Annotated in this window: 13 protein-coding genes and 1 other annotated feature (1 of these 14 running past the window's edge); of the genes, 7 read left to right on the top strand and 6 right to left on the bottom strand. The window is 47.8% G+C overall.

Features of this window, described 5'->3' with window-relative positions:
* Positions 1 to 279 precede the first annotated feature (279 nt).
* The 3 genes from CI595_RS10735 (at position 280) to CI595_RS10725 (ending at position 6,735) form a co-directional block, all read left to right on the top strand.
* Positions 280 to 1,986, top strand: coding sequence for a putative bifunctional diguanylate cyclase/phosphodiesterase (locus CI595_RS10735; protein WP_095173220.1), 1,707 nt, complete (start codon positions 280 to 282; stop codon positions 1,984 to 1,986).
* Positions 1,987 to 2,113: 127 nt separating this feature from the next.
* Positions 2,114 to 3,391 carry an ABC transporter substrate-binding protein gene (locus tag CI595_RS10730; protein WP_095173219.1) on the top strand — a complete coding sequence of 426 codons (1,278 nt, stop codon included), beginning with the start codon at positions 2,114 to 2,116 and terminating at the stop codon, positions 3,389 to 3,391.
* The gene (locus tag CI595_RS10725; RefSeq protein WP_095173218.1) at positions 3,388 to 6,735 is read left to right on the top strand and encodes a response regulator; all 3,348 of its coding nucleotides are present in this window, start codon (positions 3,388 to 3,390) and stop codon (positions 6,733 to 6,735) included. The genes CI595_RS10730 and CI595_RS10725 overlap by 4 nt, the downstream gene beginning before the upstream one ends.
* Before the next feature lie 117 nt (positions 6,736 to 6,852).
* Here the strand turns inward: CI595_RS10725 and CI595_RS10720 are convergent, their stop codons facing one another.
* Positions 6,853 to 7,539, bottom strand: a complete 687-nt coding sequence (locus tag CI595_RS10720) for a DUF2461 domain-containing protein (RefSeq protein ID WP_095173217.1) — start codon at positions 7,537 to 7,539, stop codon at positions 6,853 to 6,855.
* The gene (locus CI595_RS10715; RefSeq protein WP_095173216.1) at positions 7,540 to 8,406 is read right to left on the bottom strand and encodes an RNA polymerase sigma factor; all 867 of its coding nucleotides are present in this window, start codon (positions 8,404 to 8,406) and stop codon (positions 7,540 to 7,542) included.
* A 336-nt stretch (positions 8,407 to 8,742) separates the two neighbouring features.
* Between CI595_RS10715 and CI595_RS10705 the strand changes: the two genes are divergently transcribed.
* Both CI595_RS10705 and CI595_RS10700 read left to right on the top strand, forming a co-directional pair.
* Positions 8,743 to 11,913 carry a response regulator gene (locus CI595_RS10705; protein WP_095173214.1) on the top strand — a complete coding sequence of 1,057 codons (3,171 nt, stop codon included), beginning with the start codon at positions 8,743 to 8,745 and terminating at the stop codon, positions 11,911 to 11,913.
* 32 nt (positions 11,914 to 11,945) lie between these two features.
* Positions 11,946 to 13,367 carry a GntR family transcriptional regulator gene (locus CI595_RS10700; protein ID WP_095173213.1) on the top strand — a complete coding sequence of 474 codons (1,422 nt, stop codon included), beginning with the start codon at positions 11,946 to 11,948 and terminating at the stop codon, positions 13,365 to 13,367.
* A 55-nt stretch (positions 13,368 to 13,422) separates the two neighbouring features.
* Here the strand turns inward: CI595_RS10700 and CI595_RS10695 are convergent, their stop codons facing one another.
* From CI595_RS10695 to CI595_RS10680, 4 genes are all read right to left on the bottom strand, one after another.
* A complete protein-coding gene (locus tag CI595_RS10695; RefSeq protein ID WP_095173212.1) occupies positions 13,423 to 15,192 on the bottom strand; it encodes an oleate hydratase in 1,770 nt (589 codons plus the stop codon).
* 137 nt (positions 15,193 to 15,329) lie between these two features.
* A complete protein-coding gene (locus CI595_RS10690) occupies positions 15,330 to 15,896 on the bottom strand; it encodes a TetR/AcrR family transcriptional regulator (protein WP_095173211.1) in 567 nt (188 codons plus the stop codon).
* 24 nt (positions 15,897 to 15,920) lie between these two features.
* The gene (aroA, locus tag CI595_RS10685; RefSeq protein ID WP_095173210.1) at positions 15,921 to 17,192 is read right to left on the bottom strand and encodes a 3-phosphoshikimate 1-carboxyvinyltransferase; all 1,272 of its coding nucleotides are present in this window, start codon (positions 17,190 to 17,192) and stop codon (positions 15,921 to 15,923) included.
* Positions 17,193 to 17,201: 9 nt separating this feature from the next.
* Positions 17,202 to 18,299 carry a prephenate dehydrogenase gene (locus CI595_RS10680; RefSeq protein WP_095173209.1) on the bottom strand — a complete coding sequence of 366 codons (1,098 nt, stop codon included), beginning with the start codon at positions 18,297 to 18,299 and terminating at the stop codon, positions 17,202 to 17,204.
* Positions 18,300 to 18,635: 336 nt separating this feature from the next.
* Here CI595_RS10680 and CI595_RS10675 point away from each other — a divergent pair, with 336 nt between their 5' ends.
* Entirely contained in the window at positions 18,636 to 20,726 is a 2,091-nt protein-coding gene (locus tag CI595_RS10675; RefSeq protein WP_095173208.1) for an elongation factor G, read from the top strand.
* 140 nt (positions 20,727 to 20,866) lie between these two features.
* Positions 20,867 to 22,459 carry a hypothetical protein gene (locus tag CI595_RS10670; RefSeq protein WP_095173207.1) on the top strand — a complete coding sequence of 531 codons (1,593 nt, stop codon included), beginning with the start codon at positions 20,867 to 20,869 and terminating at the stop codon, positions 22,457 to 22,459.
* Between the two features lie 252 nt (positions 22,460 to 22,711).
* Positions 22,712 to 22,781 (top strand) — a binding site (T-box leader) (it continues 161 nt past the right edge of the window).

The raw sequence follows: 22,781 nt of genomic DNA, 5'->3' as shown, positions 1-22,781 counted from the left end.
AGAACTGTGAAATGGGAAAAATAAAACAGCTCATCTTCTGATTCAAAACAGTCATAAAACAACAAGGGGTCTTTTTGGGCTTTTGGCAGCTTACAGGTCTTTCAATTAAAAGTAGCACAACAAGTTAATTTATCAAAAATATGATACGGAGCAGAAAAAGGCTGAGGCTGTTTTCTGCTCTTTTCTTTACGCAAATAGGCATAATATTACAGAAAACCACCTGGTAAAGACAAATAAATTAAGTTATAATGTATTTATTAAGGTGCACAGGAGGTTGCCATGCCTAATTTAATTAAACAAACGGAATTTTCAGCCGGTGTATTTTTGGATCTGCTTTCCGAGACGACAGATGATTATCTTTATATGTGGGATATCCAGAACGGGACTTTTTACATATCGGAAAATGCATACGAAGATTTTAATGTAGACCGGGGCATAGAGGAGGATGTGGTTGCTGTCTGGGGAAGCGTGATGGTAGCGGAAGATTTGCGGCTATGGCTTGAGGACCTGCAGCTTATCCAGGATGGTGTCAAAGACTATCATGATATGGAATACAGGGTTTATCGAAAAACAGGACAGATCATATGGGTATCGTGCAGGGGAAAAGTGAAGACCGATGAACAGCACCGGCCCCTTTTTATGCTTGGCAGGATTTCCAACATTGGTAAGCAGAACAAATTCGACAATGTTACAGGACTGATGAACAGAAACCAGTTTGAACACGATATCTGCCAGGTCTTAAAATGCGGGAAACGTATGCAGGGAGTCATGGTGGTCCTGGATATAGACAATTTTAAAAATATCAATGAAAAATATAGTTATGCTTTTGGTGACAGGGCACTCAACATGATCTCCACACGCATATCAGAACTGCTTCCCCCGGGATGCCAGATGTACCGTTTGGACGGCGATGAGTTTGCCTTCTGGATGGAGGGTGGTACCAGGGAGAGCATCCAGGAGATCTATGATAATATTCAGTTGTTCGTTGCCAATCAATTTACTGTGGATGACCAGACACTGCTCATATCTGTTTCTGCCGGGGCCTGTGTGATACCCGGAGATGGACGGACCTATCAGAAATTATTCAGGCACGCGGAAAATGCAGTGGAGATCGCGAAGATGAACGGAAAGAACCAGCTTGTGTTCTTTTCAAGGGAAATGTACAACAGAAAGCGGAAGATCATGGAACTGCAGGAAAGTCTGCACACCTGTGTAAACAACGGATGCAGTGAATTTGAGCTGTTTTATCAGCCCCAGATCGATGCGGAAAATAAGAGAGTAGTGGGAGCGGAAGCCCTGCTGCGCTGGCATTCCCCTGACCACGGCGAGGTCTCGCCTATTGAATTCATTCCTCTTTTGGAAGAAAATCATCTGATCATCCAGGTGGGAAAATGGGTATTGGAGGAGGGCGCAAAGCAGTGCCGGGAGTGGCAGAAATATAATCCTGATTTTACTATGAGCATCAATGTGTCTTACATCCAATTGAAAGAAAATGCCCTGCTGGAATATCTGAAAAACGAACATGTGCCCAAGGTATCCGCAAAAAATCTGATCCTGGAGCTGACAGAGAGCTGCTGGGTGCCTAATCTGCATTTCCTGAACCAGGAATTTAAGGATATGCATGAGATGGGATACGGAATCGCCATTGATGATTTTGGGACAGGTTATTCTTCTCTGAGCCACCTCAAGGAACTGCCGGCCAATGTCATTAAGATAGACCGCAGCTTTATCAAGGGCCTCTGCAAAGACAGTTATGAGTATATTTTTCTGGAGTATATTGTCAAGCTGGCACATATCATTCATTTAAAGGTCTGTGTGGAGGGTGTGGAGACAAAAGAAGAGTTTGAGACAGTTATGCAGGCTTCACCGGATTATATACAGGGATTTTTATTCGGAAGGCCTGTGAGTGCCGGCGAATTTGAGAAACTTTATTTTTCGGAGGAGGGCGGCACTGTTTTATCACTGCCTCATAAGACAGCAGAATAGGGGTTACAGATTGATTGCACATTTTGCACTCTTATGTTAGAATGAAACATATATGAGCAGAGTCTGCGATGTTCGGGTGACTGTCATACATATACAGAACATAGAGGGACAAAGGAGTGCGGACCGGATGAGAAGAAGAGAGTGTGTACTGCTTTCGCTGGTGATATGGAGCAGCATTTTTACACTTGGCGGATGCGGTGAAAGAAATACCGTGACAAATTATCAGGAGTTGCCGGAGAATGTTACATCCATAACTTTTTTTGGAAATAAATATGAGCCTGAAAATGTAACGGTCATTGAGGAGATCATATCCGGATTCATGGATGAGAATCCGGATATTCGTGTGTCGTATGAAAGTCTGAAGGGGAATGAATATTTTGAGGCTTTGAATAAGAGAATGGATGCCCAAAAAGGTGATGATGTTTTTATGGTGAATCACGATGTGGTGCTGGAGCTGGAGCACGAGGGAAAACTTGCGGAGCTGTCAGGGCTGGACTCCATATCAAACTACACGGAGGCCATGAGGGGGCAGATGGAGGATGACGGAGGTATTTACTGGGTTCCCACTACAGTGTCTGCGTTTGGTCTGTACTGTAATCTGTCCCTCCTGAAAGAACATGAACAGGAGGTTCCGGAGAATCTTGAGGAGTGGGAACAGGTATGCAGTTATTTCGTAAAAGAGGGAATTACACCTGTGATCGCCAACAATGATATCTCTTTAAAAACACTGGCCATTGGAAAGGGATTCTATTCCGTATATCAGGACAACAGCCAGGCAGAGGTGTTTGAACAGCTCAATCAGGGCAAGGGAAAGCTCAGTGATTATCTGGCCCCCGGTTTTTCTCTGGCGGAGGATATGATCACCAAAGGATATATCAAAGCAGCAGCAGCTTTGGAGACGAATAAGACTTCCGATGATCTGGCGGAGTTTGTCAGGGGGAAATCCCCGTTTATGCTGACCGGAGCCTGGGCTGCCGGTCGGGTGAAGAGTATGGATCCGGAATTTGAGTTTGAGGTGGCGCCCTATCCGGTATTGGAGGATGGTTCCCTTCTGGTCATCAATGCGGATACCAGGCTGGGTGTGAATGCGGACAGTGAACACCTGGATGCTGCACTTCAGTTCGTTGAATATTTTACCAGGCCGGAAAATATACAGAAGTTTGCAGACCAGCAGTCTTCCTTCAGTCCCTTAAAGGGTGGAAGCCCCTCCTCTGTCCAGGAGATCCAGCCTCTGATCTCCTGTTATCAGTCAGGAAAAACGGTGATAGGAACTGACGGGCTTTTAGAACTTCCCATATGGGAATGGACAAAAGAGGTTTCTGTCAAACTGCTCTCCGGGGAGACTCTGGATGAGACGATGGAATGGATGGATGAACAAAATGCCGCAGAAAGGGGATCACAGTGATTCAAAACAAAGAAGCTTCAGGCATAAAGAAAAAGACGGCACTGGCTGCAGTGCTGGTGGGTAGTGTACTTTTCCTTCTTACTTTTCTTTTTGTGCAGGGGGTTAAAAAACAGCTCTGGGAACAGTCGATCAATACGATCATGGAGAGCACCCGGCAAGGATGCAGCACACTGAAGGTTCAGCTTGGGAAAAATTATGAGTCTATGGATACCATAGCCGGTTATGTGGAGCAATATACAAAGGAACAGGAACAAGAGCTGGCTGATGTGATGGAAGATTACAGTAATTTAGAAAGCGGTGTGCAGCTCTATCTCTCAGACGGCACCTGTATTCCTAAACAGTCCGAAAAGGATGAAGCGGTGGAGAAGGCCCTGCAGGATAAGAAGCAGGATTCCGGAATCCTGGACCCCCATATCAGCAGTGTTACGGGCGTCAATGTTTTTGAACTGTTTGTCCGGGTAAAACTGCAGGATGATACCACCGGATACCTGATAAAACAGTATGAGGTGGAGAGTATTGTGGACAGTTTCAGCCTGTCCTTTTACAATGATGCCGGATTTTCTTATGTTGTCAATACCCAGGGGGATGTGCTGATACGTTCGCCTCATCCGAACAGTAATAAAACGGTCCAGAATCTGTTCGATATGCTGCCGGCCGCCCAAAATGAGGAGGCTGGTATTACGGAATTCCGGCAGTCTCTGGAAGACCTCCGTACCGGGTGGGCTGTTTTTTACTATCAGGAGGAGGATACGGTTTTTTGCTATACGCCTCTGAAGCTGGATACAGACTGGTATCTCATATCCATCATACCAAAGCAGGTGGTGGATGCACAGACCAATGTTATCCTGCTGCGCTCTCTGGCACTTATTGCCAGTATACTGGTGGGGATTTTCCTGCTTTTTGCATTCTACCTGCACTATGTAAATAAAACCAATAAAAGGCTGAGAAGCCAGGCGAATTATATCGGACATTTATATAATGCCATTCCGGAGGGCGTTGCTCTCCTAACCGTGGATCAGCCCTATCATCTGCTTCAGCTGAACAGAGAGGGACTGCGCCTTTTGTCTTATCCGGACAGCGCCTCCAATGATGCTCCCAAAGGGGTCAGCCTTCAGGAGATCATCCATCCGGATGAATATCAACAGGTAATAAGACTTTCTAAAGTAAAAGCGGACAGGGATAATAAGCATATATTTGAAAACAGGGTCATGAAAAAAGACGGCACGTACTTCTGGGCTGCCGGGATCGTTGAGAAAACTCTGGACGAAAATGAAAATCCGGTTTTGATCGCGACCTTCCATGATGTGACGGAGGAAAAGTTAAGAGCAGAGGAAGCAGAGAGACAAAAGCTTCAGGAGCGTCTGACTTTGGTAGGGGCGATCTCCAATGCCTATCCGGTTATCATCAGTGTGAACCTTACAAGAGATTCGCTTGGATTTATCTATATCGACCCGGCACTGAAGCTGAATATAGGAAAACAGGAAACATACAGTGAACTTTTTGAAGACATGCTGCATACCATACATGAGGACAGCCTCAGTGATTATATCAGCCGGTTTGCCCTTAAAAATCTAAGAGAGGTGCTGGGGACAAAAAAAGAAGTGTTTATGGAAGCCAGGCAAATGCTCACAGACGATGTCTACCACTGGACCTCCACACAGATCATCCATGTGGATAACCCGTATTCTGAGGACAGGCTGGCAATCCTTATATCACGCCGTATAGATGAGCAGCGTTATGAGGAGGAACAGCAGCGTCAAGCGCTTCAGAGTGCCCTGGACAATGCCATGGCGGCCAGCAGGGCAAAGAGTCAGTTCTTGTCTAATATGAGCCATGATATCCGGACCCCCATGAATGCCATTGTGGGAATGGCAGCTATCGCGGCAGCCCATCTCAACGACAGGGACCGTGTGGCAGAGTGCTTGAAAAAAATCGGGCTATCCAGCAAACATCTGCTCAGTCTGATCAATGATGTACTGGATATGTCAAAGATCGAGAGCGGAAAACTCTCCCTAAGATATGAACCGTTTAATTTCGGGGAGCTTATATCTGAACTCACGGAGCTTTTAAAACCCCAGGCAGACGCAAACAGGCTGAACCTGGAAGTGGAGCTTACCAAACTGCGGAATGAAAAGGTCATCGGAGATCCTCTGCGTGTCCGGCAGGTATGCATCAACATTCTGAGCAATGCTATTAAATATACGCCTGCAGGGGGAAACATCCATGTGACCGTGACGCAGAAAGCAGGGAACCGCAAGGGTTATCTGAATTATGTATTTTGCTGTGAAGATACCGGAATCGGCATGAGCGGAGAATTTATAGAACGGATCTTTCAGCCGTTTGAGCGCGCTCAGGATTCCACAAGCAGCAAAGTTACCGGTACCGGGCTTGGCATGGCTATCACAAAAAATGTAGTTGATCTGATGAACGGTGATATCCAGGTGGAGAGTACACCGGGGGCAGGCTCTGCATTTACGGTGACACTTCCTTTGAAGCTGCAGGAGAACGGGGAGGAGGAAGTGCCCCAGGAGTGGATCGGTGTGCGCTGTCTCATGGTGGATGACGACAGACTTATCTGTGAAAATGCGGCGGAACTGTTGGATGATATGGGACTCAGAGCTGAATTTGTCACAGACGGCAGCACTGCTGTCCATAAAGTCCTGCAGGCAGAGAAGAAGGCAGACCCCTATGGCCTGGTGATCGTGGACTGGAAGATGCCGGATATGGACGGAGTGGAAGTGACCCGCCGTATCCGAAAAGTTATAGGAGCCGGGATTCCCGTGATCGTACTGACTGCTTACGACTGGTCAGAGATAGAGCGGGAGGCTGTGGAAGCCGGGGTCACAGCATTTTTGGCAAAGCCGTTTTACCATGCAAAGTTGTGCGGCCTGCTGGAGGAGCTCAGCGGCGAAAAGTCACCAAAGGAAATGATGCGGCCTTCTGTCAGAAAAGATTACTCAGACAAAAGGATCCTGCTGGTGGAGGATAACGAGATCAACAGAGAGATTGCCCGGGAACTGATTGGGGAAACGGGAGCAAGGATAGAGGAAGCGTGTGACGGGGAGGAAGCCGTGAAGATGGTATCAGATTCCGGGGAAGGGTATTATGATATGATACTCATGGACATCCAGATGCCGCAGATGGACGGATATGAGGCTACCAAAATAATCCGCGGGATGGACCGGGAGGACGTGAAAAAAATGTCTATTATAGCCATGACTGCCAACGCATTTGCTGAAGATGCACATGCAGCTATCCGGGCAGGCATGAATGCCCATTTTCCAAAACCCATAGACATGGATGCCCTGGATAAACTTCTGTATCAATACCTGGCAGCGGAATAAGGAACGCCGGGGTACATTCTCTGAAGTTTAGCATATTGTGATAAGCACCCAAGAAAAAAAGGAGAGCCTGCTGTCCGTGAAACGGAAGGGGCTTCTCCTTTTTTGCGTTTTAGAAAACTAAGGTCTCTCCGGCATTTTAAAGCCATCCAATGCAGTATTCAGAAAACGGTTAAACGGCTGCATCTGCGTAAACACATCTGCTGCCAAGGCAAGGAAATCTTCAGGGGAACACAGAAGCTCATCACTTATGGGATATTCCAGATACCAGCTTTTATATTTCAGGTATTGGGCCTGAGGATGTGTCTTGTCGTATCCGGCAGGTACATTTTTCAGGGATGTGCCGCTGACAGTAAAATTTTTTGTGAATCCGGGGGCAGTGATGACCGTTTCCCACCGGTCCGGATGTTTTGCTATGTGATCCCTTATCATGGAGGTGGCATCCTTAAACATATCTGCAAATAATCCACCGCCTAAAAAGGACCTGCCGCCGGGTTTTATCATGAGGTAATATCCCACAGGCACGGGCAGCTTGCCCATGGGCGCAATATGGGCCCGGAAAGCGGGATTGTATGGGGATTTATCATGGCTGAAACGGGTATCTCTTGTAAGCCGGAACGTGAGATTCTTCGGTTCGTTGTGCAGAATACTGCTGTCGGTGACGCCGATGCGGAGTATCAATTCCTGTATCAGTGCCTCAAACTCTGCATTGGCTGCTTTGTATTCCTCCTTGTGCCCATGGTACCAGTCACGGCAGTTGTTCTGCTCCAGGTCGGTGAGATAATTTAGTATAAGTCCTGTGTTCATTTACGCGCCCTCCGTTTCGTTGTTTTTGACAATAGATATCTGGGTGGACTTTAGAAAATCCAGTATAAAGCGTTTGGCATGATCCGGTGATCTGTAAGCCTTGCAGAATTGAAAGCTGCCGGCAAGCCCGTCAATATCCTCCATGGCATTTTTGACATCCATAAGTGTCTCAGCCGGAATTTCCGTGGAGGAGGTATATTCTGTTTTGGATGGATGGAGCCGGTGATTTTGGATGGCATAGCTGACCCGGTCTTTACACCGGCACCTTCCGTGTCCGTACTCCCCGCAGTATTCTTCCAGGAAATCGGCCATTTTTTTTCGTACTCGTCTGAGACGCTGGCGGTATGCCTCCGGGCTGATGCCCAGAATATCGCCTGCGATACGGCTGTCCGCTTTGAACATGGTGCCAAGGATGAAAATGCAGCGGCTTTCTGTGTCAAGACACTGCAGCATCACATTGGTGCATGACATCTTTAGTTCCTCCGCCAGCACCGCTTTTTCTATGTCCTGGGACAAATCGGGAATATCTTTGGCACTGCCGTTTTCAATGTCATTGCCGTAAAACTCAAAACTGAGAGGATGGCGGGCAAACATACTTTTCTTGTAGTTTTTCAGATGATTGGATGCTATGCTGAAGACCCATGTAGTAAAAGAACTCTCTTTTCTGAAAGAGGATAGATGGGTGATGACTTTCAGCAGTATTTCCTGGGTGGCGTCCTCCGCGTCGGGAAAACTTCCCAGCATCCTGAGTGACAGGTTAAACACCAGATCCTGTATGCTCAGGATAACGGTTTCCAGGGATCTTTCGTCTCCGGCGGTTGCTTTTTCCAGCAATGTGGTCAGTTCCTCGTTATTTTTTATATTCATAATGATTACCTCCTATTGATTTAGACAGGAAAATGTATGGCTTGTGACAGAAAAAATGATTTTTTATTATAGGACCAGATACATGATAGAGGATGGGGCAGAAAAAAGCAATGATGGAATAGCAGGAAGAAAAAAAACGCTGGGTCGTGACATATGCGCCTGCGCGCATGAAATGCACATGACAAGCGTACAGCCGTTTGATGACTGGCATCGTGACATATGTGCCTGCGCACATGAAATGCACAGTTTACAACAATTTCGATAAGTGTTAAGATAAAATGTAAAGGCAAAAGAGACAAGCAGCAGGAAAAATGCTGTAATGAGAGGAATGGATGAATGGGAAAGAAAAGAGATGCCGGGCTGGCTGTAGAAGAATTCTGTAATACCTGGTTTGCGCTTCGGGAGCCTGAGAAGGCGGCAGAATTTTTGGACAGTGATATTCGCTTTGAGGAAGCCGGAAAAAGGGAACATGCTCATGGAAAACAAGAGGTACTGGATTATATCCGCAGAGATATAGAAAATATAAAAGCTGTTTTTTATCCGGAAGTCTCTGTCATATATGAACAGTCTCTGGGCCATGGGATCTGCAGTCTTTCCTGCAGGCTGGATTTAAGAAATGAGACATATACCTGGCAGATGGAGGGACATTTCACACTGGCCCTGGATCAGGAAAAATGGCTGATAAAGAATATCTGTCTATGGGATACAGGGGGAATCCATGAAGATCTGCTGCGTATCTATAATAATATACCCGGTGCAGTATTCCGCTGCAGATTTGACGAGTTCTTTTCCGTCATTGAAGCCAATGACGGTCTTTTTGAATTCCTTGGCTATACCAGACAGGAATTTGCCGGCATGGGCAGCCGCATGTCTTCTGTTATTTATCCCGAAGACCTGGCGGTCATGACAGACAAGCTGAAGACCCAGTTAAAGCACGGCAACACCATACATAATGAAAACCGCCTGATCTGCAAAGACGGTACTGTCAAATGGATCTCCATAAAGGCCCAGCTTTTTACCGAAAAAACAGGGGAACAGTATTTTTACTGTGTTTTTGTGGATATTACAGAGGAAAAACAGATTCAGGAGAAGTCCAGGGAATTGTTTGAAAAAGAGATGGCTTATTTTGCGGAGCTGTCCTCCTCAGAGAAAAATTTCCGGGGCCGGATCAATGTGACGAAAAACTGTGTGGAGAGCTATGTATCCGCCTTTGATGATGCCATTACCCATGTGGGGGCCACATATGAGGAGACCGTGCAGAATATGGCACAGTCTGCTGTGGATTGGCAGTACGGGGAAAAGATCAGCAGCGCCCTTGACCGGGAGAAAGTGCTGGCGGATTATCATGCGGGAAAAGTGGATTACAGGTTTGAATTTTTAAGAAGGAGAAAGGATGGGAGCGTATTCTGGAGCAATACCAACTTCCGTTCCCACTTAAATCCACAGAGCGATGATATCATTACCTTTTTTTACACCTTTGATGTGACGGAACAGAAAATGCAGGAACAGCTCTTGAAAAAGATCACGGATCTTGGCTTTGAGCTGATCGCGGATATTGATATCCGCCGTGATACCTATCATCTCATTTCTTTTGATGAACGGGCATACGGAATTCTGCCAAGGAGCGGGCGTTTCCAAAGTGAGATCAAAAAAGTGGCAGAAGGCACCATGGAGGAACCGATCTGTACCTCCTATCTGAAGCACCTGGAATACAGCTATATGGAAGAACACCTGGAGGAATGTGAATCCTATTCCTTCATTGTGGAGATGAAGAATGAGACCGGGGATCTGCGGGTTAAGCGCTGTGAGGTTTTCTACATAGACAGGGAACTGGGACGGGCCTGTCTTGCGAGAACGGATGTGACTGACGTGGTGCGCCAGGAGCAGCGTCAGAAGGAAGAGATGGCGGCAGCCCTGGTTGCAGCGGAACAGGCCAACGCGGCAAAATCAGACTTTTTGTCACGCATGAGCCACGAAATCCGTACACCTATGAATGCCATCATCGGCATGAGCACCATAGCGGCCCAGTCGATCGGGGATGATGAGCAGGTGGCAGACTGTATTGCCAAGATAGGCATTTCCTCCCGTTTCCTGCTGTCCTTGATCAACGATATCCTGGATATGAGCCGGATCGAGAGCGGCAAGATGCTGCTGAAAAATGAGAAGATCCCCACAGAGGAATTCCTAAATGGGATCAACTCCATCTGCCATGCGCAGGCATCTGCAAAAGGTGTGGACTATGAGTGTATTGTGGATCCTGTGTTGGATGATTATTACATGGGAGACGCCATGAAACTGCAGCAGGTGCTCATCAATATCCTGTCAAATGCCATAAAATTTACCGGTGAGGGCGGTAAAGTGACCTTCTCGGCTGCCCAGATGCGCAGAACAAAGAATGATGCTGTCCTGCGGTTTGTCATCAACGATACAGGCGTAGGGATGAACGAGGAGTTTCTCCCCCATATATTTGAGCCCTTTTCCCAGGAAAGTACAGGGACTACCGCGCTTTACGGGGGAACAGGCCTTGGCCTTGCCATTTCTAAAAATATTGTGGATATGATGGACGGGCGTATCATTGTCCGCTCCATCAAGGGGATCGGTTCGGAATTCACTGTGGATGTAAAGCTGGGCATCACAGAGGAGGAGAAACTGCATCATAACCAGAAGAAACAAACCTATAATTTTGCCAATCTTAAAACACTGGTGGTGGATGATGACGTGGCAGTGTGCGAGAGTGCCATGGTTACCCTGAAAGAGATGGGAATATCCGCGGAGTGGGCGGACAGCGGGCTTAAAGCGGTGAACCGGGTCCGGGATTTGTGGAATGACGGAAAATATTTTGATATGATATTGATTGACTGGAAAATGCCGGAGATGGATGGTATCGAGACAGCCCGGCGTATCCGCGGCATTGTGGGACCTGAGGTGACGATCATCATAATGACGGCATATGACTGGAGTTCCATTGAGCATGAGGCGAAATTGGCAGGTGTTAATCTGCTGATCAGCAAACCTATGTTCAAATCCTCCCTTATATCTGCATTTTCCAAGGCACTGGGCAAAAAGGATGAGGAGAAGGCAGAGAAAAAAGAGGCAGAGATGGACTATGATTTTACAGGAAAACGTGTGCTTCTGGCTGAGGACCATCCCCTGAACACGGAGATTGCGGTCATGCTCCTGGAAGGGAAAGGATTTATTGTGGATACTGCGGAAAACGGTCTGCGTGCCCTGGAGCTGTTCAGCAAATCAGAGGAGAAATACTATGATGCAATTTTGATGGATATCCGTATGCCTCTCATGGATGGCCTGACAACAGCCACCAATATCCGTCATCTGAGTAATACCGATGCCAAGACCATTCCGATCATTGCCATGACGGCCAACGCCTTTGACGACGATATTGAGAAGAGCAAAGCTGCAGGAATGAATGCGCATCTGGCTAAGCCCATAGACCCGGCAAGACTATTCCAGACATTATATGATTTCATCTTCAGAAAAGAAGACTAAAGATATCAGCGAATCCATTGAGGTGAAGAATTATGCTGCTTGAAAGCGGAATTTACAGACTAGTTTATGAATATTATGAGACCAGGATCCTTTTTGGATATTATAGATACGGGGAGCATCTGCCCTCCATCAACAGAATCTGTGATATCTTCCAGATGGCTCCCGCAACGGTTAGAAACGCACTTTCTGTCCTTGAGAAAAAGGGACTGATCCGGGTGGATGCGAGAAAAACTGCAAAAGTCATTTATAAAAGCAGCCCCGCAGGCTTCAGGAGAAATGCGGTGAAATACTTTGCTCCCAGAGAAGCAGGCGTCCGGGAGCTGTGTGAATCGGGGAGACTTCTCCTGGAACCTCTCTGGGAGGAAGGAGTCCGCAGATGGGATGAAAAAAACTGGCAGTGGTTTACGAAAAAACTCATGGCTCCATCGGGCAATGCCGTATCCCTTCCGGTGGAACTTTACTATCTGGCGCTTCTGAGCCTGAATAATGGTCTGGCCCTGAATTTTTATTGGGAGGTCATCGGCTATATCCGGCTCCCGTATCTGGTGAACAAGGATGAAAACGAGATCACACCCTACACCGGCACAGACAGGTGCCGGGAAGACGTAGTCACATGGCTGCATGAGCAGTTCGCAGATTTTTACTGCGAAGCAGTGCAGGAGATCAAGACTTTTCTCCGAAAAAATGAGGAAGCAGTATTCCCCAAGGGTACGGAACAGTTACCTTTCCACTGGAATATCTACAGACAGAGACCTCAGCTTTGCTATACGATGGTATCCCTGATCATCAGGGAAATCAACCGGGGTATATATGCAGCAGGGAGCTATCTGCCGTCACTGCCCAAGATGGCAGAGATATATGGTGTGTCTGTCAGCACAGTGCGCCGTACCCTCAGTATTCTGAAAAGTCTGGGGCTGATAGAATCTTTTCATGGAAAGGGGACACAGATCTGTACAACGGTGCGTCCCATGGATTTCTCCAAAACAGAGATAAGGGAAGGGATGCGTCTGTATCTGGAAAGTATGGAGGTCCTGGCTCTGACCATACGCCGGATTTCTTTTTATACGCTGGAGCATATTTGCGAGGATGAGAGAAGACAGCTGGAGGAAGAATTTTTAAAGATGCTGAGAGAAGGAAAAAGCTATCGTTCTTTTGAAATCTGTCTCTTTTTTATAGAGGAAAAATGTCCGCTTTCCATTGTGCGGGAATGCTATGGACAATTAAGAGAGATGCTGGCCTGGGGATACTCGTTTACTCTGCACCGGCTCAAGGCACGTTCACTTCATGATGAATATAAAGAACGAATCCAAAAGGCTGCAGAGGATCTGCATCAAAGGGATTATAAGGCATTTGCAGAAAAGTGGGAATCCCTGTTAAAGCATGAAGAAAAAATGATGAGAAACGGATTGACAGGATTGTTGGAAACAGGAGAAAAAAATAATAAGATTCTTTGATAGAGGTGCATCCAAGTCCCCCGGATATATAGGGAGGACTTGGATGCGTCTTTTTTTATATCACATTGTATTCTTTCAGCAGGTCTTCGATCACCGTGCCGGAAATCTTTCGCAGCGCTTTCTTCTCCACGAGCTTCATGATCCACGGCACCTTCATCTCGATGGCTTTCTTGCCGTCCAGCATTTTGGATGTGGCATCCAGAAGGGCGCGGATATCATAACAGGAACCATAGACTTCGGGTACGCCCCGGTCCACATCCAGGAGCGTGTAGACTGCCTCCATGGCTGTCCGCACGGAATACTCCGTGGTGAATACCGTGTCGCGGACGGTATCTGAAAATTGTCCGATAAATGCAAAATTCACACAGCCGTCCGGCACGACCTTAGGTCTGTCGCCTGCTGTCCGCGGCATGAAGAACGCTGTGATATACGGCATCATGCAGGGGATGCAGCGGGCCGAATTGGCTGCCATATCCGGGATTTCTTCTACAGGGACGCCCAGATGGTACAGCCATTCCTCCGTGATCTCTCTTCCGGTACATTCACGCATGGGCTTTTTTACATAGTCCCCGGGAACATCTGTGAACAGACCGTAGACCCAGACCACGAGCTGATCTTTGGGTTGTTCCTTAAAGTGGGGCTGTCGGTTTAGGGTATAGCTCATAAGCCAGGAGGAATCCTTGCAGGTCACAATGCCTCCGGTTACCACTTTGCCGCTGAAGGGATCCCTTTTGCAGACTTTCTGGATATAGGGGGGGATCCTGTCATCCAGGGTGGTGACGGTTGCGGACTCCCAAGTGGTCTTATCTGTTTCACTGCAGAACTTGTCAGGATTTCCGAAGGAGAGGTCTTGAGCTGCAATGTTTTTCCACAGCTCCCAGCATCCGCCGGGGGTGTCATTGAATACCGGGGCGTGGTCATCATCCCCAAGGCTGGAATTCTCCGTACAGCTTCCGTTGGTGACAAAAACCAGGTCGTCATCCAGCAGATCAATGCACTCTTCCCGGCCGTTGTGGATCATCATGATCTTTCTGGCAGCCTTCTTTTCCGGTGTGATGTCGAAGACCACGTTGGTCACTCTGGTGTCATACTGGAACTGCACCCCGTGAGCCTCCAGGTATTTCACCATGGGCAGGATCAGGGATTCATACTGGTTATATTTTGTGAACTTCAGGGCAGACAGGTCCGGAAGCCCGCCGATATGGTGGATGAAACGCTGGATATACAGCTTCATCTCCAAAGCGCTGTGCCAGTCTTCAAATGCAAACATGGTCCTCCAGTAGAGCCAGAAATTGGATTTGAAGAATTCCTCCGTAAAAACATCATTTATTTTTTTGTCGTACAAATCCTCATCTTTTGTGAAGAAGAGCTGCATGATCTCCATGGCTGCCTTGTCGCTCAATGCGAATTTATTGTCTGTGTGGGCATCCTGCCCCCTGTTCTCGGTCACACGCATGAGAGAGTAGTTGGGGTCTTTTTTGTTCAGCCAGTAAAATTCATCCAGCACAGAGGCGTCCTCCACCTCAAGTGATGGAATGGAGCGGAAAAGATCCCAGAGACATTCAAAATGATCTTCCATCTCACGGCCGCCCCGGATGATAAAGCCCTTCTGTGCGTCTTTGATGCCGTCACAGGCGCCTCCGGGCAGGGATAATTCCTCCAGAATATGGATATGCTCCCCTTTCATCTGTCCGTCTCTCACCAAAAAGCAGGCGGCTGCCAGGGAGGCCAGTCCGGAACCTACCAGATATGCGGATTTTTTGTCAACGCCTTCGGGCTTTACCGGGCGCGCGAATGCTTCGTAATTGCCATTGCTGTAATACATAGGAATACCTCCTTGTTCTTGGGGACTATGTTTTTTGTTTATCTGTCTTTACTATAAACGCTGAGAGAGAAGACTGCCATACACAGAAAATGCGCAGTGTCAAAAGTTTTGACACTGCGCATAAAGTGTATAAAAAATCAATGCCTCTTATCTGTCCGAAACCGTTCCAGTGCTCCGGTGATGGTACCGTGGACCAGAAGACTCAGGCGGTCGGTCATGGCCTGGGGATTTTCTTTCATGCCATCTTCGATCCACTCACAGATCAAACCCACAAAGGCATATTTATAAAAGTTGGCGATAAACTGTTTATCCGTGTCGCGGACAGCCATGCCTTCCGCTTTTTCTTCTATGACTCCCAGCAGGAGCCGGTACATCTGCCGGAAGAGGAAATGCTCCAGATATTCCCTGCTGACAGAGTGGTAGGTGTTTTTTACAAAAGTCCGGTTGCTCAAAATGTAGGAGAGGATCTGGAGAAAGCCCTCCTGCCAGGTATCGTATGTGGTCTTTTCCCCCAACCGCTTTTCTGCCTCATTGATATAGATCCATTCGATCAGATCATAGATATCCTGGAAATGGTAGTAAAAGGTCTGACGGTTCACGCCGCAGTCTTCTGAAATGTCCACCACAGTTATCTTCTCCAGGGGTTTTTGTTCCATGAGATGTTTCAGGGACTGGGCAAGGGCCCGCTTTGTAGTCTGCGACATATTGGCTCCTTTCAGCAGCAGGGTTTATTGGTTCAATAGATCCCTGTAGAATCCGGGGTAGGAGATATCTACACAGTCAGCCTGCAGGATCTCTGTCTCCCCCTCTGCGGCAATCCCCGCCACGGCAAAGGACATGGCGATTCGGTGGTCTAAATGGCTTTCCAGTACAGCACCGTGGAGGGGTCTGCCGCCTTGGATCATCATACCATCCTCTGTTCCCGTGATATCAGCACCCATTGCGCTTAAATGGTGCACCAGAATATCCAGTCTATTGGATTCCTTGACTTTAAGCTCCTGCGCGTCACGGATCATGGTACAGCCTTCCGCGAAGGCAGCCATCACTGCAAGTATGGGAAGTTCATCAATGAGTGTGGGGATCACCGCCCCTTCAATGACTGTTCCTTTGAGTGCACTGTGCTTTACCAGCAGATCCGCCACCGGCTCTTGGCCATGTTCCCTTTGGTTCAGGATCGTGATGTCAGCGCCCATCTGACGGCATACGCGCAGGATACCATCCCTGGTGGGATTGATGCCCACATTTTTGATCAGCAGTTCAGAGCCCGGCACTAAAAGGGCAGCAGCGATAAAATAAGCAGCGGAAGAGATATCTCCCGGCACGGCTACCTCCTGTCCGACCAGTTCCGGTTCCGGCTGAATGCTTACGGTGCAGCCCTCTGTTTGAAGGCTGGCTCCAAAGCCTGACAGCATACGCTCCGAATGGTCTCTGGAGACATAAGGTTCTGTGACGCTTGTTACGCTGTCCCCATACAGTCCGGCCAGAAGGATACAGGATTTTACCTGGGCCGAGGCCACGGGGGAATCGTAATGGATCCCTTTTATATGACTGCCCCGGATGCGCAGAGGAGCACAATCATTTCCATGGAGGCTCTCAATATCTGCTCCCATCATAGACAGGGGGGTGATGATCCGTTTCATGGGGCGCTTCCGGATGGATGCGTCTCCTGTCAGTGTACTTTCAAAGGACTGACCGGCCAGAATGCCGGATATGAGCCTTGCGGTGGTTCCGCTGTTGCCCACGTCCAGGGTATCCGCCGGGGCTTTCAGTCCATGGAGGCCTTTTCCGTGCACCAGGATCTGATCCGGGGACTCCTTAATGTCAATCCCCATTTTTCGGAAACAGGCTATGGTGGAGAGGCAGTCCGCGCCCCTTAAAAAATTGGTGATACGGGTGGTGCCCTGTGAGATGGCTCCCAGCATGACCGCCCGGTGAGAGATGGATTTGTCTCCGGGTATGGTAACTTCGCCCTTCAGGGCATTTATTTTTGTGAATTTCATGTGCTGCTCCTAACGCTCATATATGATATAGTTCCGTTTTCCAAGCTGTTCTGCTGCCTCTTTCTGGGCGGCCTGGTCATAGAAGTCGATTTTCAGCACGCCCTCGTCAAATTCCCGGTTATGGATGATGCCGATATTTTTAATGCTGATATGGTTCATGGACAATATGGTGGCAATGGTGGCAATGGCACCCGTCTCGTCAATAATATCACAGTAGAGGGCATATTCCTTCTTGATAGGTCCGCTGGAGGTGTCACTGATGGAATCCCTGTACTCCCTGGAGTTCGAGAACATCTGAAAAAGTCCATCCCCGTCATGCTGGTCCACCAGATATTTTGCCTGTACGATCAGGCGGATAAACTCATCCAGGACCTGGGAGATGTTCTCCGGGTTTTCCATGCAGATCTGCTGCCACATATAAGGGGAAGAGGAGGCAATCCTGGTAATATCCTTAAAACCTCCGGCCGCAATGGCTTTCATATGTTCCGAGGGAGAATCCAGCTTTTGGACCAGATTCACAAGGGCGGCTGCCACCACATGGGGGAGATGGCTGACCGCTGCGGTAATATAGTCGTGTTCCTCAAAGGTCAATATCATGGGCAGGGCACCGATGGAGGTCACAAGCTCTGTGTAGACCCCTATCTTATCAAGGCCTACCTCCTCGGAAGGGGTCAGGATATAGTACGCATTTTCAATCAGATGGTCAGTGGAATGTTCATATCCGGTCTTTTCGCTTCCCGCCATGGGATGCCCGCCAATGAAATTCGGGGCCATGGAGAGGGCTGTGATCTCTTTATGTATCTCGCCCTTTACACTTCCCACATCTGTCAGAATGCAGCCGGGCCGTATGATCTGCTTCAGCCAGGGGAGACATTCTATATTATAGTCCACGGTGGCGCACAGGAAAATAATGTCACAGAGGGCAAACTTGGAATCCTGTTCATCACAGGCAATATCCACAATACCGTCGAAGACGGCGTCCTCTAAAGTGTCCCTGGTCCGGTTGTATGCGAGAATCTGGTATTCCGGATGAAATTTCCGGATGGCTTTGGCTATAGAGCCGCCGATCAAGCCGAGACCGATAAAGCCAATCGTAGTTGTTTCCATAAGATATATGCTCCTTTTTCGTAACTGTTCCATCAAATCTGCGCGTTGCCTGCGCTGACCGTGTATAAGCGTAGTTACCCTTCTTCTTTTTGTGACAGCAGAAAGCCTGTAACAGATGCATTTCTGCCGTAATAAACAGCGGATCTTATGTCCGCCAAACATTATTATTTTATGACAAGGAGCGTCAATTGTCAACGATTTTGCGCTTTAAAGTGATACACTGCAATTTTGACCAAACAGAAAGAAAAATTTCTTGTCTAATTTGAATAAAATACTTGAATTGTTGCTATCTTTTTAGTAAAATATATACATATCAAAAATTGGGAGGTATTACATATGGACGTTTTCAGAAGCGACAGAATTAGAAATGTGGTCCTGCTCGGTCATGGCGGTGCCGGAAAGACAAGTCTGGTGGAGGCAATGGCTTACTTGTCAGGTATTACGAACCGCTTGGGAAAGGTAACAGATGGTAACACGGTAAGTGATTATGATAAAGAGGAGATCAAAAGAAAATTCTCAATTTCGACATCTGTGGTTCCGATTCAATGGGGAAAAGTAAAGATCAATGTACTGGACACCCCGGGCTATTTCGACTTTGTAGGGGAAGTGGAGGAAGCAGTTGCGGCAGCCGATGCAGCGATCATTGTGGTTTCAGGAAAAGCAGGCGTACAGGTGGGAACCCAGAAAGCCTGGGAGATGTGTGAGAAATACAATCTGCCCCGCATGTTCTTTGTCACAGAAATGGATGTGGACAATGTAAGCTACAGAAAAGTAGTGGAAAGCCTGACCGAACTGTACGGAAAGAAAATTGCACCCATCCATATGCCGATCCGTGAAAATGAAGAATTCGTGGGCTATGTAAATATTGTAAAACAGGCCGGAAGAAGATACATTGACAGAGGCCAGAAAAAGGAATGCCCGGTTCCTGACTATCTGCAGGAATATCTGGAGCAGTATCATGACATCCTGATGGAATCCGTTGCTGAGATTAGTGAAGAGTTCATGGACCGTTATTTTGCAGGGGAAGAGTTCTCCGTGGCAGAGGTTTCCGCAGCTCTGAAGATGAATATCTCAGACGGCAGCATTATCCCCGTATGTATGGGCTCCACCGTGAACGTACAGGGCGTTGCCAACCTGCTGGATGATATATGCGGCTATTTCCCAAGCCCGGACCAGAAGACATGCGCAGGCATGAATGCAAAGACAAATGAAATTTACCAGGCGAACTATGATTTCGCCAAAGCAAAATCCGCATACGTGTTCAAGACCATCGTGGACCCGTTCCTGGGCAAATACTCACTGGTTAAGGTTTGCTCCGGTGTTATCAAAGGTGACGACACCTTATACAATGCGACCAAGGATTCGGAAGAAAAATTAAATAAACTGTATGTGCTGGAAGGTTCCAAACCCATCGAGGTACCGGAGCTCCATGCAGGCGATATCGGTGCCATTGCCAAATTAAACACCGTGGCTACCGGAGATACCCTTTCAACAAAAAGCACTCCTCTTGTGTTCGGCAAGACGGAGATTTCCGTTCCGTATACATACAAGAGATACAAAACTGTGAACAAGGGCGATGACGACAAAGTTTCCCAGGCGCTGTCCAAAATGATGCAGGAAGATTTGACGCTGCGTGTGGAGAATGATTCCGCCAACCGCCAGACCTTGATCTATGGTATCGGTGAACAGCATCTTGACATTGTGATGAGTAAAATGAAAGAACGCTATAAAGTGGATATTGAACTTTCCAAACCTAAAGTTCCGTTCCGCGAGACGATCCGTAAGAAAGCTGACGTGGAGGCGAAATATAAGAAACAGTCCGGCGGCCACGGCCAGTATGGCCACGTAAAAATGACCTTTGAGCCTTCCGGTGATCTGGAGAAGCCTTACGTGTTTGAACAGATCGTAGTCGGCGGCGCAGTTCCTAAGAACTACTTCCCGGCAGTGGAAAAGGGTGTTCAGGATTCCGTGGTGAAAGGACCGCTGGCATCTTATCCGGTAGTTGGTGTGAAGGCAGTGCTCTACGATGGTTCTTACCACCCGGTAGACTCCTCTGAGATGGCGTTCAAGACAGCTGCTGTCCAGGCATTTAAGAAGGGCTTTATGGAAGCGTCTCCGGTACTATTGGAGCCGATCGTATCCATGAAAGTTATGGTTCCGGACAGATACACCGGTGATGTTATGGGCGATCTGAATAAACGCCGCGGCCGTGTGCTGGGCATGAATCCGGATCCTGACCATAAGGGATGCACCGTGGTGGAAGCGGATGTACCGATGTTATCCATCTACGGATACTCCACAGACCTGCGTTCCATGACAGGCGGAAGCGGAAACTTCTCCTTTGAATTCTCACGTTATGAGCAGGCACCTTCTGATATCCAGGAGAAAGAAATTGCAGCCCGCGCAAGTGCAGAAGAGAACGAATAATCAGATTTTTTTACCCCGGAAACCGAAAGATTCGGTTTTCCGGGGTCTTTATATGAAAAAAACTTGTATCCGGCGTTCTCTCATGGTAAACTGTATGCTAAACAAATCGGGTAAGCACCCGGAAAGGATTTGGTAAAAGTATGAAGAAAAAAATTGCGGCGGGTCTTGCTGTGGTAATCCTGGCATTCCTCTATTACTATTTTACGCTGCCTGCCATCAACATTCATGAAAGCGGCTTCTGGTTCTTCCTGGCAGCCATCGTAGTGGTGATCCTGGTAGTGTACGGAATCAGGAAGCGCTTCCACAGTGTGGGGGACATAAAAAAGAATAAGGTGATGAAGGGCGGACTGCTGGTGATCGCAGCGATCATTGTAGTTTATGCCATTGGAACCCTGTTGTCCTCCCCGATCATAAACGCCAACAAGTATCAGCAGCTTGCAACACCGGAGGAGAGGGATTTTACAGAAGATATTGAGGAGATCAGTTATAATCAGATCCCACTCCTTGACAAAGATTCCGCAGAACTTCTGGGCAACAGAAAAATGGGAAGTATGGTGGATATGGTCTCCCAGTTTGAGGTGAGCAATATTTATTCACAGATCAACTACCAGGGACAGCCATACAGAGTGACTCCTCTTGTGTACGCCAGCCCCATCAAATGGCTGACAAACCAGAAAGAGGGAATTCCTGCCTATATCCGCATTGATATGGCCACACAGAACACAGAGCTTGTGAAGCTGGAGGATGGGATCAAATATTCCGAATCCGAGTATTTCAACAGGAACATTTACAGGCATCTGCGGTTCAGCTATCCGACTTACATGTTTGACCAGTTGAGCTTTGAGATCAACGATGACGGAGTTCCTTACTGGATCTGTCCTGTTAAGAAATTCAACATAGGCCTTTTCGGCGGACAGACCATCGGCAAGGTGGTCCTCTGCAACGCCATCACAGGAGAGACCACAGAATATAAGATAGAGGACTGTCCCCAGTGGGTAGACCGTGCCTATCCGGCAGACCTTTTGATCCAGCTCTACAATTATCACGGAATGCTGAAAAACGGATTTTTCAACAGCATTCTTGGACAGAAGGGATGTCTCAAGACAACAGACGGGTATAATTACCTGGCGCTGGAGGATGATGTGTGGGTATACACCGGCATTACCTCAGTCAGCGGTGACCGTTCCAATGTGGGATTTGTGCTGATGAACCAGCGTACCATGGAGACCCGGTATTATTCCTGTGCCGGTGCGGAGGAGTATTCCGCCATGGAATCCGCGGAAGGGCAGGTACAGAACTTAAAATACACGGCAGCATTCCCGCTGCTTCTGAATATCTCCGGGGAGCCAACCTATTTTATGGCCTTAAAAGACGGCGCGGGACTGGTAAAAAAATATGCTATGGTCAATATCCAGAAGTACCAGAATGTGGCCATCGGGGATACAGTAGCTGAATGTGAGAAGGCTTATGTGAAGCTATTGTCAGCCAACGGCCTCGCCTCCGACGGCGGAGAGCTTACGGCACAGAAAGTATCCGGCAAGATCAAGCGTGTGGCCCAGGCGGTCATTGACGGAAACTCCCATTTCTATGTGGTGCTGGAGAGCAAAGATCTGGTATTTGATCTGCCGGTGACCGAGTACCCGGAGATTGTGAAGTATGATGTGGGAGATTCCCTTACCATTGAGTATACGGAAGGGGAGCCAGTGTGTACGGTGCTTTCTTTGGAAGAATAAAAGTAACTGTTCCGCACCCTCACAGTTACAGGCAAAAATCCATGCAGAATCGCCTTTGGCGATGGGATTTAGCTTGGCCGTAGTACACGTTCTTACGGTCAGCGCAGTGAATGCGCAGACGTGCTATAGTTACGAATAAAAACTGTATTTCACAGTCATAAACAGGATTTTTTGGAAAGATACGCCATAGAGTCTTGACAAAATCTGACGATATCGGTAGAATAACAGATAGTTTATTGAATAGCCAATATGGAAGAGACTGTGATGAGGAGTAGTAGAGAGTATTCTTTATTCCAGAGAGCTGCCGGACGGTGCAAGGCAG

This window comes from Blautia hominis (assembly GCA_002270465.1).
GTDB lineage: Bacteria > Bacillota > Clostridia > Lachnospirales > Lachnospiraceae > Blautia > Blautia hominis.
This window is presented reverse-complemented; position numbering and strand designations above follow the sequence as displayed.

Bases quoted from the DNA above. Each gene is read 5' to 3' on its own strand.
- CI595_RS10735 (WP_095173220.1), top strand. From the start codon at position 280: ATGCCTAATTTAATTAAACAAACGGAATTTTCAGCCGGTGTATTTTTG.
- CI595_RS10730 (WP_095173219.1), top strand. From the start codon at position 2,114: ATGAGAAGAAGAGAGTGTGTACTGCTTTCGCTGGTGATATGGAGCAGC.
- CI595_RS10720 (WP_095173217.1), bottom strand. From the start codon at position 7,539: ATGAACACAGGACTTATACTAAATTATCTCACCGACCTGGAGCAGAAC.
- CI595_RS10715 (WP_095173216.1), bottom strand. From the start codon at position 8,406: ATGAATATAAAAAATAACGAGGAACTGACCACATTGCTGGAAAAAGCA.
- CI595_RS10705 (WP_095173214.1), top strand. From the start codon at position 8,743: ATGGGAAAGAAAAGAGATGCCGGGCTGGCTGTAGAAGAATTCTGTAAT.
- CI595_RS10700 (WP_095173213.1), top strand. From the start codon at position 11,946: ATGCTGCTTGAAAGCGGAATTTACAGACTAGTTTATGAATATTATGAG.
- CI595_RS10695 (WP_095173212.1), bottom strand. From the start codon at position 15,192: ATGTATTACAGCAATGGCAATTACGAAGCATTCGCGCGCCCGGTAAAG.
- CI595_RS10690 (WP_095173211.1), bottom strand. From the start codon at position 15,896: ATGTCGCAGACTACAAAGCGGGCCCTTGCCCAGTCCCTGAAACATCTC.
- aroA (WP_095173210.1), bottom strand. From the start codon at position 17,192: ATGAAATTCACAAAAATAAATGCCCTGAAGGGCGAAGTTACCATACCC.
- CI595_RS10680 (WP_095173209.1), bottom strand. From the start codon at position 18,299: ATGGAAACAACTACGATTGGCTTTATCGGTCTCGGCTTGATCGGCGGC.
- CI595_RS10675 (WP_095173208.1), top strand. From the start codon at position 18,636: ATGGACGTTTTCAGAAGCGACAGAATTAGAAATGTGGTCCTGCTCGGT.
- CI595_RS10670 (WP_095173207.1), top strand. From the start codon at position 20,867: ATGAAGAAAAAAATTGCGGCGGGTCTTGCTGTGGTAATCCTGGCATTC.